We start from the raw sequence: 15,029 nt of genomic DNA on the forward strand, positions 1-15,029 counted from the left end.
GGCCGTCCGGGCCCGTGCCGGTCAGCGCGGCCACGTCCACGCCCTTCTCGCGGGCGAGCTTGCGGACGATCGGGGAGGTCACGCGCGGGGCGCCGGCCTCGGCCGTGGGGGCCGGCGTCGGGCGGGTGGCGCCGTGGCCGCGCTTGGACGGACGACTGCGGGAGGTGGCCTTGTGGCCGGAGGTGCCGTAGCCGATGAGCACGGCGCCGGAGGCCTCGTCGTCGGAGCCGGCGACGTCGCCGTCGCCGCCGCGGGCCTTGTCCGGCTTCGGCTGGACGCCGGCCATCTCCTCCTCGCGGTAGCTCAGCGCGCCGGGGCGGGCGGCCTCGGCCGCGGCCGCACCGGTGGACGGTGGGACGGCGAGGGTCTCGGTGCCGGCGACGGGCGCGGAGCCCTCACCGGACTCGCCGGCCTCGCCGATGGTGATCAGCGGGCTGCCGACGTCCATCGTCTCGCCCTCGGCGCCGTGCAGGATCAGCACGGTGCCGGCGTACGGGCTCGGCACCTCGACGAGGGCCTTGGCGGTCTCGACCTCGACCATGGGCTGGTCGACGGCCACGGTGTCGCCCTCGGCGACGAGCCAGCGGACGATGTCGGCCTCGGTCAGGCCCTCGCCCAGGTCGGGCAGCAGGAAGGTGTTGCTCATGCGCGGGCCTCCTCGGCGTCCAGGTCCCAGTTCAGGTCGTCGATCGCGTCCAGGATGCGGTCGATGTTCGGCAGGTGGTGCTCCTCGAGCTTCGGCGCGGGGAACGGGATGTCGAAGCCGGTCACGCGGCCCACGGGCGCCGCCAGCGAGTGGAAGCAGCGCTGCTGGATCCGGGCCACCAGCTCGGAGGCCACGGACGCGAAGCCCTGCGGCTCGGCGACGACGACGGCGCGGCCGGTCTTGGCGACCGAGGCGGTCATCGTGTCCTCGTCCAGCGGGTTCACGGTGCGCAGGTCCACGACCTCCACCGCGAGCCCCTCCTCCGCGGCCGCGTGGGCGGCGGCGAGGCAGGTGGGGACGGAGGGGCCGTAGGAGACGAGGGTGACGTCCGTGCCCTCGCGGACGACGGCGGCGCGCGCCCAGGCCTCGCCGTGCTCCTTCTTGTCCTCGACGCGGGCCCAGCCCTCCTCGAACTCTTCGCGCAGCTGGTCGAGGTCGAGCTCGGCCTTGGTCCAGTACATCTTCTTGGGCTCCATGAAGACCACCGGATCGTCCAGACGGATGGCCGAGCGCAGCATCATGTACGCGTCCTTCACCGAGGCCGGGGTGTACACCTTCAGGCCCGGGGTGTGCGCGTAGTAGGACTCGGAGGAGTCGCAGTGGTGCTCCACGCCGCCGATGCCGCCGCCGTAGGGGATGCGGATGGTGATCGGCATGGGCGTGGCGCCCTTGGTGCGGTTGCGCATCTTGGCCACGTGCGAGGCGATCTGCTCGAAGGCCGGGTATGCGAACGCGTCGAACTGCATCTCGATCACGGGGCGGGCGCCGCCGAGGGCCATGCCCACGGCCATGCCCGCGATGCCGGACTCGGCCAGCGGGGTGTCGAAGCAGCGCTCCTCGCCGAAGCGCGCGGTCAGCCCGTCCGTGATGCGGAAGACACCGCCGAGGGTGCCGACGTCCTCGCCGAACACCACCACCATGTCGTCGGCGGCCATCTCGTCGGCCAGCGCCGCGTTGAGCGCGGCGGCGAAGGTCAGGGTCGCCATGCTCAGGCCTCCTGGTTCTCGGAACGGGACAGCTCCTCGGCCAGCTGCGCACGCTGGGCGGCGAGCTGCGGGGTCTGCACGGAGTAGACGTGGTCGAACAGCTCGAGCGGATCGAGCTCCGTCTCGGCGTTCATGGCGTCACGCAGCTGCTGCGCGACGTCCTCGGCGTCGCGGGCGATCTGGGCCGAGACCTCCTCGGTGAGGGCGCCGGTGGACTCGAGGTAGGCGGTCATGCGGCGCAGCGGGTCGCGCGCCTCCCACTCCTTCACCTCGGCGTCGTCGCGGTAGCGCGAGGGGTCGTCCGTGTTGGTGTGCGCCTGCATGCGGTAGGTGTCCGCCTCCACGAGGAAGGGGCCCTGGCCCTGCCGGCACAGCTCCACGGCGCGGCCCAGCACGGCCAGCAGGGCGCCGAGGTCGTTGCCGTCCACGCGCTCGCCGGCCAGGCCGTAGCCCACGGCCTTGTGGGCCAGGGACGGGGCGGCCGACTGCTTGGCGAACGGCACGGAGATGGCGAACTTGTTGTTCTGCACGAAGAAGATCACCGGCAGCTTGAACACGGCCGCGAAGTTCAGCGCCTCGTGGAAGTCGCCCTCGGAGGTGCCGCCGTCGCCGACCATGGCCAGGCACACGACCTCCTCGCCGCGCAGGCGGGCGGCCTTGGCCATCCCGACGGCGTGCAGCATCTGGGTGGTCAGGGGCGTGGACTGGATGGAGACGTGGTGCTTCTGGGGGTCGTAGCCCTGATGCCAGGTGCCCTGGTAGGCCACCATCACCTCGAGCGGCGGGACGCCGCGGGCGATCACGGCCACGGTGTCGCGGTAGGTCGGGAACAGCCAGTCGTGCTCGCCCAGGCAGACGGCGGCGGCGACCTCGGAGGCCTCCTGGCCATGCGAGGACGGATAGACGGCCATGCGACCCTGGCGCACCAGGGCGTAGGCCTGGTCGTTGACGCGGCGGCCGATGACGAGGTGGCGGTAGGCGGCCAGCAGCTCCTCGTCGGAGGGCAGGGGATACTCGTGGCCGGGCTCGGTGCCCTGCTCCTCCGGGGCCAGCAGAGTGCCGTCCTCGCCGATCAGCTGGATGCGGCGGGCGGCGGGGAGCAGGTACTCCTCGAGGGAGATGCCGAAGGCGGCGCCGGCGTTCGGGCGGGTCTCGGCCTCGTCGGTCCGGGCGGCCCCGGGCACGGCGGGGGTGGGGTCACTCATGGCGGGTCCTCTCGATCTGTGGCCTTCAGTGTGCCCAAGAGGGTCAATGTGTCGCTCGCCCGCCCGGGATCACGAGACAATCGGGTGCAAACCAGGCACTCCATCGGACGAACTGCTATGGTGACTCGTGCCACGTAGACGGTCCGCCGCCGCGTGGCCGACCCCGTCCGCCCCGCCCCAGGAGGAGCCATGGCCGCCGAGCCGCTGGACCGCGTGGACCGCGCGATCGTCCGCGAACTGACGCAGGACGGGCGGATGTCCGTCGCGGCCCTGGCCGAGCGCGTGCACATCTCCCGCGCGCACTGCTACTCGCGTCTGAACCGCCTGCAGGACGCGGGCGTGATCACAGGCTTCACCGTGCGGGTCGACCCCGTCAAGGTCGGCTTCGGGGCCTCCGCCCACGTGACCATGAAGCTGCGTCAGCACGACTGGCGCGAGCTGCGCGCCACGCTTCTGGCCATCCCCGAGGTCTCCCACGTCTCCCTCGTGGGCGGGAACATGGACGTGATCCTGCTGGTCCGCGCGCGGGACACCGCCGACCTGCGCCGTGTGATCTTCGACGAACTGCAGACCCTGCCGAGCGTCGTCGACACGCAGACGTACATGGTCTTCGACGACCAGGCCTCCGGGCAGACCATCCCCCCGGACGAGACCGCCGACTGAGCCGATGGTCCGGCGCCCCGGTCAGCGGGGGCGCACGACGACGGGCGGCGGGTCCGCCACAGCCCCAGGCCCGCGCGGCAGCACCGCGGCGAACACGACCGCTCCGACACCGCAGACGACCGCGAGGGAGCCGACGCCGACGGCCAGCCCGGCCGCGGCGGTCGCCCCGGAGAGCAGCAGCGGCCCGGCGAGCATCCCCGCGTCGGACATCGAGCGCCACAGACCGAGGAACGGGGCGCGCGCGTTCGGCGGCGAGTGGTCCGCCCCGAGGGTCATCACGATCCCCGCGCCGAAGCCGTTGCCGATGCCCAGCAGCACCGCCGCCGCCGCGAACGCCGTCGGCTCCCGGGTGAGGCTGATCGCCAGGAACCCCGCCCCCAGCAGGGTCAGGCACGGCACCGCCACAGCGCGCCGGCCGAAGCGGTCCATGAGCCGACCCGAGGGGTAGAAGAGCAGCAGGTCCGCCGCGCCGGCCAGGCCGAAGACGAGCGACGCCGTCGCCGCGTCCAGGCCCAGGTGCGTGGCCCACAGCGGGATGACGGCGTTGCGCGCCGCGCGGGCGGCGGAGACGGCCACGACACCGAAGCCGGCCGTGAGCAACGCCCCGCGCCGGGCGCGCGCCACGTCCAGCAGCCGGGGTCGACCGGCCGGGCCGGGCTCCTCCCCCGCCGCCGGATCGGACGCCGGCACCGGCAGATCCCGGATCCGCAGGCACAGCAGGGCGCCGACGGCCATGGCCGCGGCGGCCGCGGCGAACGCGCCGTCCAGCCCGAGCGGGGCCTGCGCGGCGGCACCCAGGAACGGGCCCAGGAACGTCCCGATCCGCACGGTCCCGCCGAGCGTGGACATCGCGCGGGCCCGGTGCGTGGCCGGCACCGCCACCGCCAGGTACGCCTGGCGGGCCAGGTTGAACCCGGCCCCGGCCATGCCCACGGCGAGCACCGCGGCCAGGAACAGCGCCAACCGCCCCGGCTCGGCCACCCCCGCCGCCGAGGGCCCGGAGGACACCCCGGCCGTCGTCGCCCAGGCCAGACCCGCGCCGACCGTGCCGAGCCCGGCGGAGACGACCATGGTGACCCGCTCCCCCGCCCGGGCCGCGAGCGCCGAGGCCGGCCCGTTGGCCACGAGCGAGCCGAGCCCCACCAGCAGCACGACGGCGGCCGCCCGCGCCGCGTCCAGGCCGAGGGCCAGCGCCGCCACCGCGAGCGCGGGCGTCATGGCGCCCAGGCCGACGGCGTAGACGGTGGAGGGGGCGTAGATCTGCACGGCGTCGCGCAGCGCCTCCCGGGTGCGGGCGGCGGAGGCGGAGCGGGGACGCATGCCCGCGAGCGTAGCGGGACGGCACGCGCGCCATCGTCGTGGGACCGGGTCACTACGCTGGTGCCATGGCCTCCCGCACCGCCTCTCCACCGCCCTCGCCCGCCCCGTCCACCGCCGCTCCCCGCGGCGCCCTGGACCGGTACTTCCGCATCACCGAGCGCGGCTCGTCGGTGGGCCAGGAGTTCCGCGGCGGCCTCGCCACGTTCCTGGCGATGAGCTACATCGTGGTGCTGAACCCGCTGATCCTGTCCGGGCCCGACTCGGCCGGGAACACCCTGGGCATCCCCGCCGTGGCCGCCGTCACCGCGCTCGTGGCGGGCGTCATGACCATCGTCATGGGCGTGTGGGCGCGGCACCCGTTCGCGGTGGCCGCGGGCCTGGGCGTCTCCGCGTTCGTCTCCATCACCATCGCCACGACGCCGGGGCTCACCTGGCCCCAGCTGATGGGCCTCGTCACCCTCGCCGGTCTCGTGATGCTCCTGCTCGTGGTCACCGGCTTCCGCCGCGCCGTGTTCGACGCGGTCCCGGAGGCGCTGAAGTCCGGCATCGTGGTGGGCATCGGCCTGTTCATCGCGCTGATCGGCCTCGTCAACGCCGGGTTCGTGCGGCGGCTGCCGGACGCCGCCGACACCACGGTCCCGGTGGGCCTGGGCACGGGCGGCGAGCTCGAGGGCTGGCCCGTGCTGGTCTTCGTCGTCGGGCTGCTGCTGACCGCGGTCCTCGTGATCCGCAAGGTGCGCGGCGCCATCCTGATCGGCATCGTCGCGGCGACGATCCTCGCCAACGTGCTGGAGGCCGTGTTCCACATCGGCCCCTCCGTGGACGCCGACGGGAACGCCGTGCCCACCGGCTGGTCCCTGATCGCCCCCTCCCTGCCCGAGTGGACCGCCCCGGACCTGCACCTGCTCGGCAGCGTGGACCTGTTCGGCGCCTTCACCTCCGTGGGCGGGCTGATGGCCTCCCTGCTCGTGTTCGCGATCCTGCTCTCCGTGTTCTTCGACGCGATGGGCGTCTCCGTGGGCCTGGCCCGCGAGGCCGGCACCGTGAACCCGGACGGCTCCATCCCCGACCTGAACCGGGTGCTCGCCGCGGACGCGCTCGCGGTCACGGTGGGCGGTGGCGCCTCCGGCTCGGCGCACCAGATCTTCGTGGAGTCCGGCACCGGCATCGGCGAGGGCGCCCGGACCGGCCTGGCCTCCGTGTTCACCGGCCTGTTCTTCCTCGCGGCCGTGTTCCTCTCCCCGCTCATCCACCTCGTGCCGTTCGAGGCCGTGGCCCCCGCGCTCGTGGTGGTCGGGTTCATGATGTGCCAGCACGTGGTGCAGATCGACTGGTCCGACCCGGGCGCGGCCTTCCCCGCGTTCCTCACGTTCATCCTCATGCCGTTCACCTACTCGATCGTCAACGGCATCGGCGCCGGCGTGGTGGCCTACGCGGTGATCCGCACGGGCCAGGGCCGCGGCCGCGAGGTGCACCCGCTGCTGTGGTTCGTGGCGCTCGCGTTCGTCGCGTACTTCGGGCTCGGCGTGGTCCGGGCGGCCCTCGGCCTGAACTGACCCGCCACCCCCGACGGCGGCGCACCGGACCGGTGCGCCGCCGTCGTCGTGTGCGGCGCGGGGTGTCGGCCCCGCCCCGCGCGGCGTGATGGGATGGGCCGCATGCCCCAGACCACTTCGCACGCCCCCGTTCCGCCGTCCGTCTCCGCCGAGCCCGTGACCCGACGCCACCACGGCCACACGTTCCAGGACGACTTCGAGTGGCTGCGCGGCAAGGCGGAGCCCCGCGTGCTCGAGCACCTGGCCGCCGAGAACGCGTACACCGAGGCCGTGACCGCGGACCAGGCGCCGCTGCGCGAGGCGATCGTCGGCGAGATCAAGGCCCGCACGGTGGAGACGGACCGCTCCGTGCCCGCCCGCCGGGACGGGTGGTGGTACTTCGTGCGCACCCGCGAGGGCGCCGAGTACCCGATCCACTGCCGCGTGCCCGCACGCGACACCGGCGACCTGGAGGCCGACTGGACCCCGCCCGTCATCACCCCGGACGCCGCCCTGCCGGGCGAGCAGGTGATCCTGGACGGCAACGCCGAGGCCGAGGGCCACCCGTTCTTCGCGCTCGGCGGCCTGCACATCAGCCCGGACGCCACCCGGGTGGCCTACGCCGTGGACCACACCGGCGACGAGCGCTTCACCCTGCGCGTGCGCGAGATCGCCACGGGCGAGGACCTGCCGGACGTGGTCGAGAACGTGGCCCACGGCGTCCGCTTCGACCGCTCGGGCACCCGCGTGTTCTACACCGTGTGGGACGACTCGTGGCGGCCGTACCAGGTCAAGGCCCACGTGCTCGGCACCGACCCGGCCGAGGACGTGATCCTGCACGAGGAGGCCGACCCGGGCATGTGGACCGGCTTCGAGGGCGTGGCCGACCGCACCCAGCTGCTGATCGGCGTCGGCAACTCGGAGGTCTCCGAGACCCTCGTGGTCGACCTGCCGGAGGACCCCGCCGCGCCCCTGCCGGCCCCGCGCGTGCTGATCCCCCGCGCGTGGCGGATGCTCGCCGACGTCGAGCCCGTCACCGACGCCGACGGCGTCCGCCGGCTGCTCGTGGTCCACGACCGCGCCCTGGACGACGACGGCGCCCCCGTCGCCGCGCCCAACGGGATGCTCTCGGTGGTCGCCGAGGCGGACGTCGCCGACCGCGGCGCCTGGCGCACCGTCGTGCCGCACCGCGAGGACGTGAAGGTCGACGGTGTCATGGTCACCCTGACCCACGCCGCCCTGGCCGTGCGCCGGGAGACGACCCCGCGCGTCGTCGTCACCGAGCTGGACGCCGTGCTGGCCGGGCAGGCCGCGCACTGGCGCGAGCCCGCGTCCGACGAGGAGCTCTACGCGTGCCATCTGTCCGCGACGGCGGCCGAGTCCCCGTTCCTGCGGCTGGCCTACACGTCCTGGATCACGCCCGCGCGCGTGCTGGACGTCTCGGCGGCGACCGGCGAGGTGCACCTGCGCCGCGAGACGGAGGTGCCCGGCTACGACCCGGCCGACTACGTGGCCGAGCGCGTGTGGGCGCCGGCCTCCGAGCCGTCGTCGGTGACCGGGGAGGACGTGCGGATCCCCGTCACCGTGATCCGGCACCGCGACGTGAAGCCGGACGGGACGGCCCCGTGCGTGGTGTACGGCTACGGCTCCTACGAGATGTCCATGGACCCCGTGCTGGGTGTGGCCCGGCTGTCCCTGCTGGACCGGGGCGTGGTGTTCGCGGTCGCGCACGTGCGCGGCGGCGGCGAACTGGGCCGGCGCTGGTACGAGGACGGCAAGAAGCTGGCCAAGCGGCACTCCTTCACGGACTTCGTGGACGCCACCCGGCACCTCGTGGACCTCGGCTGGGCGGACCCGGCGCGCGTGGCCTGCATGGGCGGCTCGGCCGGCGGCCTGCTCATGGGCGCGGTGCTGAACCTCGCGCCGGAGCTGTACCGGGCGTGCCTGGCCGTGGTGCCGTTCGTGGACGCGCTCACCACCATCCTCGACCCGGAGCTGCCGCTGTCCGCGCTCGAGTGGGAGGAGTGGGGCAACCCGATCGAGGACCCCGAGGTGTACGCGGCCATGCGCGCGTACACCCCCTACGAGAACGTGCGGGCGGTGGACTACCCGGCGATCGCCGCGGTCACCAGCCTGCACGACACCCGCGTGCTCTACGTGGAGCCCGCCAAGTGGGTGGCGCAGCTGCGCTGCACCGTCACCTCGGACCAGGCGAGGCCGCTGGCCGACGGCGGCGCGCCCGTGCTGCTGCGCACCGAGATGGACGGTGGGCACGGGGGCGCCTCCGGCCGGTACCAGGGCTGGGAGGACACCGCGTGGGAGTACGCGTTCCTGCTCACGGCGCTGGGGGCCGTCGAGCGGCTGGACTGACGGGGCGGACGGTCAGGCCTCGGCCGCGCCGCGGGCGTCCTCCAGGGCGTCCACGGCGCGGATCAGGCCCAGGTGGGAGAACGCCTGCGGGAAGTTGCCCGCCATCCGGTCCAGCTCGTCGTCGTACTCCTCGGCCATGAGCAGCAGGTCGTTGGCACAGTCGTCCAGGCGGGCCATGAGGCGCTCCGCGTCCTCGACGCGGCCGGATCGGGCGTACTGCTCCACGAGCCAGAAGGCGCACATGATGAACGGCGCCTCCTCGCCCGGCAGCCCGTCCATGCCGGTGGCGCGGTACCGCATCACCAGGCCGGTCTGGGTGACGAGGTCCTCCTCCACGCGGGCCACCGTGGCGAGCATGTGCGGATCGTCGTGGGGCACGAAGCCGGTGTGGGGGATCTGCAGCAGGGAGGCGTCCGTCTCCGTGGAGCCGTAGGTCTGCCGGAAGGCGCCGTCCTCGTCCACGCCCTCGGTGAGGATCTCCTCCCGCAGCTCCTCCCGCGCCCGCTCCCAGGCCTCGAGCTCGTCGTCGCGGGCCGGCAGCCCGTGGTCCCGGGCGGCGTGCAGGGCCTGGTCCAGGGCGGCCCACATCATCACGCGGCCGTGCGTGAAGAACGCGGGCTCGCCCCGCATCTCCCACAGGCCGTGCTCCTTCGTGTCCCGGTGCGCCAGCAGGCGCTCCACGAGCCGCTTCTGCAGCGTCCAGGACCACGGGTCCTCCCCCACGCCCGCGTCCCGCAGCTTCCCGAGGGCGAGCATCACCGTGCCGATCACGTCCGCCTGCCACTGGTCCGCGGCCCCGTTGCCCACGTGCACGGGGCGCGAGCCCTCGTAGCCGGGCAGGTGCTCGAGGTCCCGCTCGGGCATGCGGCGCCCGCCGGAGAGCGTATACATGATCTGCACGTCCTGCGGGTCGCCGGCGATCGCGCGCAGCAGCCAGTCCCGCCAGGCCTTGGCGTCCTCCGTGTGGTTGTGGGCCATGAGCGCCTCGAGGGTGAGGGCGGTGTCCCGCAGCCACACGTAGCGGTAGTCCCAGTTGCGCACGCCCCCGATGTCCTCCGGCAGGCTCGCGGTGGGGGCGGCCACGATGCCGCCCGTGTCCCGGTGGGTCAGGCCCTTGAGCACCAGCACGGAGCGGGCCACCCGGTCGGCGCGCGGGCCGGTGGCCTCCAGCTCGCCCAGCCACTCCACCCAGCCGGCCACGGTGGCCTCGAGGGCCCGCTCCGCGTTCGGGGCGGCCGGCGCCATGAACCACGAGGGGTACCAGGCGAGCGTCCATGCGGCGGACCCGCCCTCCTCCAGCGGGGTGCTGCCGCGGTGGCTCAGCCCGTCCGGGCTCAGGTCCGGCCCGTGCACGGCCAGGGCGTCGCCGCCGGCGACCACCGCGAGGAAGGACTCCCCCGCCGGGTCGGTCTGCCGGGACACCCACGGGGTCACCTCGCCGTAGTCCAGCCGGACGTGGAGCCGCTGCTCCACGCTCACGCGGCCGGCGGTGCAGCGCACGAGCCGCACCAGGTCCGCCCGGGCCTGTTCGCCCTCGCCCGTCGAGGCGAGCGCGCCGCCGTCGTCGTCCACCGCCACGCCGGAGCCGCGATGGCTGGTCAGCGGCATGAACTCGAGGACCTCCGCCTCCCCCTCGGGGCCGCGCCAGCGCGTGCGCAGCACGAGCGTGCCGGGCAGGTAGGCGCGCTCCACGACCTCGCCGTCGGCGATCCGCAGGCTCCACTGCCCGTGCTCCGGCTCGCCCAGCAGGGAGGTGAATACGGACGGGGCGTCGAACCGGGGCAGGCACAGCCACGTCACGTCCCCCTCGCGGGTGACGAGCGCCCCCGAGTGCTGGTTGGACAGGTACGCGTGGTCCTCGATGAGCGGCGGGCGGCGGGGGGTCGTCGTGGTCATGCCCTCCAGTCCATCATCCGCGACGCGCGGCGGGCCAGGGCTGAGGCCGCGCCCGGCCCGGCGGGCATGGACGGGCACGCATGGACGGGCACGCATGGACTGGATCGGCGGGCCGACGGGAGACTGGCCGGGACCGCCCGCCGCCGACGCCGAAGGACACCCATGACCTCCCCCGCCGACCGCGACGATGTCGCCCTGATCATCCTGGGCGCCACCGGTGACCTCACCTCGCGCCTGCTGCTGCCCGGCCTGGCCGGTGCGCTGGCCGCCCACGACCTGCCGCGGGTGACGCTCGTGGGCTCCTCCCACAGCGAGCACAGCACGGACGAGTGGCGCTCGATCGTGCGCGAGGGCCTCGCGGGCGCCGCCCTGGACGAGGACGAGGTCGAGGACCTCGTCGCGCGCGCCGCGTGGCACACCGCCGACGCCACGGACGCCGACGACCTGCGCGCCCTGTTCGAGACGGCCCGCGAGGCCGCCGGCCCGGACGCCGCGCCCGTGCTGTACTTCGCCCTCGGCCCCGGCATCACGCGGGAGGCCGTGGGCGCGCTCGCCGGCTTGGAAGACCTGCCGGACGGGCTGCGCCTGGCCCTGGAGAAGCCGTTCGGCGAGGACGAGGAGAGCGCCCGCGAGCTCAACGCGGTGCTGGCCGACGTCGTCGAGGAGGACCGCGTGTTCCGCGTGGACCACTTCCTGGGCGAGTCCATGGTCACCGCGCTGCTCGGGCTGCGCACCGCGAACCGGCTGCTGGGGCGCGTGTGGGGCGGGCGTGACGTGGAGCGGGTCGACGTGGTGGTGGACGAGACGATCGCGCTCGAGGGGCGCGCCGAGTTCTACGACGGCACCGGCGCGCTAAAGGACATGGTCCAGTCGCACCTGCTGCAGGTGCTGGCCATGGCGGCGCTCGAGCCGCCGGAGCGGCTGCGTCCGCAGGAACTGCACGACGCCGTCGTCGAGGTCCTGCGCGCCACCCGGGTGTGGCAGGACGACCCCGTGGCCGCCTCCCGCCGCGCCCGCTACACCGCCGGCGAGGTGGACGGCGAGCGGATCCCCGCCTACGCGGAGGAGGAGGGCGTGGACCCCGGGCTGCGGACCGAGACGCTGGCCGAGGTCACCCTCGCCGTGGACACCGAGCGGTGGCGCGGCGTGCCGTTCCGGCTGCGCTCCGGCAAGGCGCTGGGCCGGAAGCGGTGGGAGGTGGCGCTGACCCTGCGGGCGCCCGAGGACGTGCCGGAGGGCCTCTCGCCCGCGGAGGGCCGGGACCGGATCGTGGTGGGCCTGGACCCGCGCGAGGTGCGGATCGAGCTCGCCGTGGACGGGGCCGACACCCCGTTCGACGCCGAGCGGCGCACCCTCGCCGCCGACCTGGGCGAGGAGCAGGTGGACGCCTACGGGGAGGTGCTGCGCGGCATCCTCACCGGGCAGACGCTGCTGAGCGTGCGCGGCGACGCCGCCGAGGAGTGCTGGCGGATCCTGGCGCCGGTGCTCGCCGCGTGGGAGGCCGAGGAGGTGCCGCTGGACGAGTACCCGGCCGGGTCGGCGGGGCCGGCGGGCTGGGGGTGAGGGGCGGGGCCGAGAGGCGCCGTGGCACCGATATGACCCTTCTCAGCGCTCTTCAGTCCCTGAGAAGGGCCGTTCCGGTGCCGAGGATGCTGCGCGGCTGAGCTCCCGTTCCTCGAACGAGAGCGCCGCTGGGGGCTCCCGTTTCCCGAACGAAGGCGCGGGGTGGCGGGCCGCCGGTACTGTTCTGGGCATGAGCGAGCAGCACCGCCTGGACCGTGACCGCCTCCCCGAGCAGGTCTCCGACCTCTTCGACCCCGTGCGCTGGCGCGTGGTGGAGGGCTTCGACTTCGAGGACATGACCTACCACCGGCAGGTGGAGCGCGACGCGCAGGGCCGCTGGGTGCGCGACCTGCCCACGGTCCGCATCGCCTTCGACCGCCCCGAGGTGCGCAACGCGTTCCGTCCCGGCACCGTGGACGAGCTCTACCGCGCGCTGGACCACGCCCGGATGACCCCGGACGTCGGCACGGTGCTGCTCACCGGCAACGGTCCCTCCCCCAAGGACGGGGGCCACGCGTTCTGCTCGGGCGGCGACCAGCGCATCCGCGGCCGCGACGGCTACCGCTACGCCGAGGGGGACACGGCGGAGACCATCGACCCCGCCCGGGCCGGCCGCCTGCACATCCTCGAGGTCCAGCGGCTGATGCGCACCTCGCCCAAGGCGATCATCGCCGTCGTGAACGGCTGGGCCGCCGGCGGCGGCCACTCGCTGCACGTGGTCGCGGACCTCACGCTCGCCTCGCGCGAGCACGGGAAGTTCAAGCAGACGGACGCCACCGTGGGCTCCTTCGACGCCGGCTACGGCTCGGCCCTGCTCGCCCGGCAGGTGGGCCAGAAGCGCGCCCGCGAGATCTTCTTCACGGCGCGCGAGTACTCGGCCGAGGAGATGGTGGCCATGGGCGCGGTGAACGAGGCCGTGGACCACGAGCGCCTCGAGGAGGTCGCCCTCGAGTACGCCGCGGACATCAACCGTCAGTCCCCGCAGGCCCTGCGCATGCTCAAGTTCGCGTTCAACCTTCCCGACGACGGCATGGCCGGCCAGCAGGTCTTCGCCGGCGAGGCCACGCGCATGGCCTACATGACGGACGAGGCCGTGGAGGGCCGGGACGCGTTCCTGCAGAAGCGCGACCCGGACTGGTCCGCCTTCCCGTACCACTTCTGACCGACCACCACGGCAGGACGGGGACCCGCCCATGCTCGCACTGCTCAACGACCAGCCCATCCTCGTCCTCATGGCCACCGTCGCCCTGGGCGCCGCCGTCGGCACCATCCCCCTGGGCAAGATCCGCCTCGGCGCCTCGGGAGCACTGTTCGTGGGCCTGCTCGTCGGGGCGGTGCTGCCCGACGTCGGCGACCGGCTGGCCCTGTTCCAGAGCTTCGGCCTGGCCCTGTTCGCCTACCTGATCGGGCTCGGCGCCGGCAAGGTGTTCTTCCGGGACCTGCGCCGCAACCTGCCCCTGATGCTGGCCGCCGTCGTCGTGGTGATCCTCACCGCCTTCACGGTGCACCCGCTGGCCGCGCTGCTCAACCTGGACCTGCCGACGGCGATCGGCGTGTGGACGGGTTCGCTCACCGCGACGCCGGCGATGGCGCTGGCGAACCAGCTCACCGGCGGGCAGGCCCCGGCCGTGGGCTACGGGCTGTCCTACCTGGTGGGCGTGGTCGGCACCATCATCGCGATCACACTGCTCGCCGCCCGCCCGTGGAGCAGTTCCCCGCGCGATCCGGCGCCGGTGACCGACGGCAAGCTGCGCTTCACCGCCGTGGTCGCCACCTCCGCCCTCGCCGTGCGGGAGATCCCCGGGATCTCCGAGGGGCTGGTGCGCGTGGTGGCGCTGCGCCACGGCGGCGTGGCCCGGATCGCCGGCTCCGCCGACCGGATCGAACCCGGGGACGAGGTCGTCCTGGACGGCACGGAGAAGAACATCGACGCGGCCGTGCAGGCCTTCGGCCGCCGCACCGACGCCGACCCGGCGCGGGTGATGACCCCGCTGCAGACCTCCATGGTCATCGTCACGGCCCGCGCCCTGGCCGATCGCCGCCTGGGCACGCTGTCCCTGCGCGAGCGCTTCGGCACCGACGTCGCCCGGCTGCGGCGCGACGACGTCGAGTCGCTGGCCACCCCGCAGACCGAGCTCAAGGTCGGCGACCGGGTGCTCATCGTGACCACCGCGCCGCGGATGGAGGCGGTGCGCGACTTCTTCGGCAACTCGACGCGCGGGCTCTCGAACCTGGACTGGATCTCCCTGGGCACGGGCATGGCGCTGGGCTACCTGCTGGGCATGGTGACGATCCCGCTTCCGGGCGGGGCCTCCTTCTCCCTCGGCCCGGCGGCCGGGTGCATCCTCGTCGGCCTCACCCTCGGTGCGATCGGCCGAACGGGACCCACGGTGTGGGAGCCGTCCACGGAGATCGCGCTGACGCTGCGGCAGTTCGGCCTCATGCTCTTCCTGGGCGTGGTGGGCCTGGCCGCCGGCCCGGCGTTCATCGAGACGGTGTTCACCCGGGTCGGCGGGCTGGCCATCCTGATGTCCGCCGTGCTCACCGCGCTGACCGCGGCCCTGCTCATCGCCGCGGCGCGGCTGCTGGGGCAGTCCGTGGATCGCACCTACGGGGCGCTGGCGGGCATCACGGGCCAGCCGGCGATCCTGGACTACGCGCTCTCCCGGTCCACCGACGCCCGCGTGACCGAGGGGTACGCCCAGCTGTTCGCGCTGATCATGGTGGTCAAGATCGCCACCGTGCCGTTCATGCTCTGACCGGCCGGGCGGGTCCGGTCCGCCGG

General features: G+C 74.1%; 11 protein-coding genes. 6 read left to right on the top strand and 5 right to left on the bottom strand.

Features of this window, described 5'->3' with window-relative positions:
- The 3 genes from ACFI33_RS03810 to ACFI33_RS03820 all read right to left on the bottom strand — a co-directional run.
- The coding region (locus tag ACFI33_RS03810; RefSeq protein WP_462623770.1) for a biotin/lipoyl-containing protein at positions 1-646 on the bottom strand (646 nt) is incomplete at its 3' end.
- The gene (locus tag ACFI33_RS03815) at positions 643-1,692 is read right to left on the bottom strand and encodes an alpha-ketoacid dehydrogenase subunit beta (RefSeq protein ID WP_010080328.1); all 1,050 of its coding nucleotides are present in this window, start codon (positions 1,690-1,692) and stop codon (positions 643-645) included. The genes ACFI33_RS03810 and ACFI33_RS03815, both read right to left, overlap by 4 nt.
- A 2-nt stretch (positions 1,693-1,694) precedes the next feature.
- Positions 1,695-2,897 carry a thiamine pyrophosphate-dependent enzyme gene (locus ACFI33_RS03820; protein WP_036382945.1) on the bottom strand — a complete coding sequence of 401 codons (1,203 nt, stop codon included), beginning with the start codon at positions 2,895-2,897 and terminating at the stop codon, positions 1,695-1,697.
- A 189-nt stretch (positions 2,898-3,086) separates the two neighbouring features.
- On the opposite strand from ACFI33_RS03820, the gene ACFI33_RS03825 reads away from it, so the two are divergent.
- Positions 3,087-3,560 (top strand): Lrp/AsnC family transcriptional regulator, encoded by a 474-nt coding sequence (locus ACFI33_RS03825; protein ID WP_036316705.1) that lies wholly within the window; start codon positions 3,087-3,089, stop codon positions 3,558-3,560.
- Between the two features lie 21 nt (positions 3,561-3,581).
- Here the strand turns inward: ACFI33_RS03825 and ACFI33_RS03830 are convergent, their stop codons facing one another.
- Entirely contained in the window at positions 3,582-4,880 is a 1,299-nt protein-coding gene (locus ACFI33_RS03830) for an MFS transporter (protein WP_052007026.1), read from the bottom strand.
- A gap of 65 nt (positions 4,881-4,945) precedes the next feature.
- Between ACFI33_RS03830 and ACFI33_RS03835 the strand changes: the two genes are divergently transcribed.
- Both ACFI33_RS03835 and ACFI33_RS03840 read left to right on the top strand, forming a co-directional pair.
- Positions 4,946-6,436 (top strand): NCS2 family permease, encoded by a 1,491-nt coding sequence (locus tag ACFI33_RS03835; protein WP_036382947.1) that lies wholly within the window; start codon positions 4,946-4,948, stop codon positions 6,434-6,436.
- Positions 6,437-6,538: 102 nt separating this feature from the next.
- Positions 6,539-8,785, top strand: a complete 2,247-nt coding sequence (locus tag ACFI33_RS03840; protein ID WP_095353680.1) for a S9 family peptidase — start codon at positions 6,539-6,541, stop codon at positions 8,783-8,785.
- Between the two features lie 12 nt (positions 8,786-8,797).
- Here ACFI33_RS03840 and ACFI33_RS03845 read toward each other — a convergent pair whose 3' ends face one another.
- Entirely contained in the window at positions 8,798-10,681 is a 1,884-nt protein-coding gene (locus ACFI33_RS03845; protein ID WP_095353663.1) for a glycoside hydrolase family 15 protein, read from the bottom strand.
- A gap of 162 nt (positions 10,682-10,843) precedes the next feature.
- On the opposite strand from ACFI33_RS03845, the gene ACFI33_RS03850 reads away from it, so the two are divergent.
- From ACFI33_RS03850 to ACFI33_RS03860, 3 genes are all read left to right on the top strand, one after another.
- Entirely contained in the window at positions 10,844-12,244 is a 1,401-nt protein-coding gene (locus tag ACFI33_RS03850) for a glucose-6-phosphate dehydrogenase (RefSeq protein ID WP_010080320.1), read from the top strand.
- Positions 12,245-12,434: 190 nt separating this feature from the next.
- A complete protein-coding gene (locus ACFI33_RS03855) occupies positions 12,435-13,406 on the top strand; it encodes a 1,4-dihydroxy-2-naphthoyl-CoA synthase (RefSeq protein ID WP_036337144.1) in 972 nt (323 codons plus the stop codon).
- 31 nt (positions 13,407-13,437) lie between these two features.
- The gene (locus ACFI33_RS03860) at positions 13,438-15,003 is read left to right on the top strand and encodes an aspartate:alanine exchanger family transporter (RefSeq protein ID WP_041104044.1); all 1,566 of its coding nucleotides are present in this window, start codon (positions 13,438-13,440) and stop codon (positions 15,001-15,003) included.
- Positions 15,004-15,029 lie beyond the last annotated feature (26 nt).

Source organism: Micrococcus sp. PSi08 (assembly GCF_054960655.1).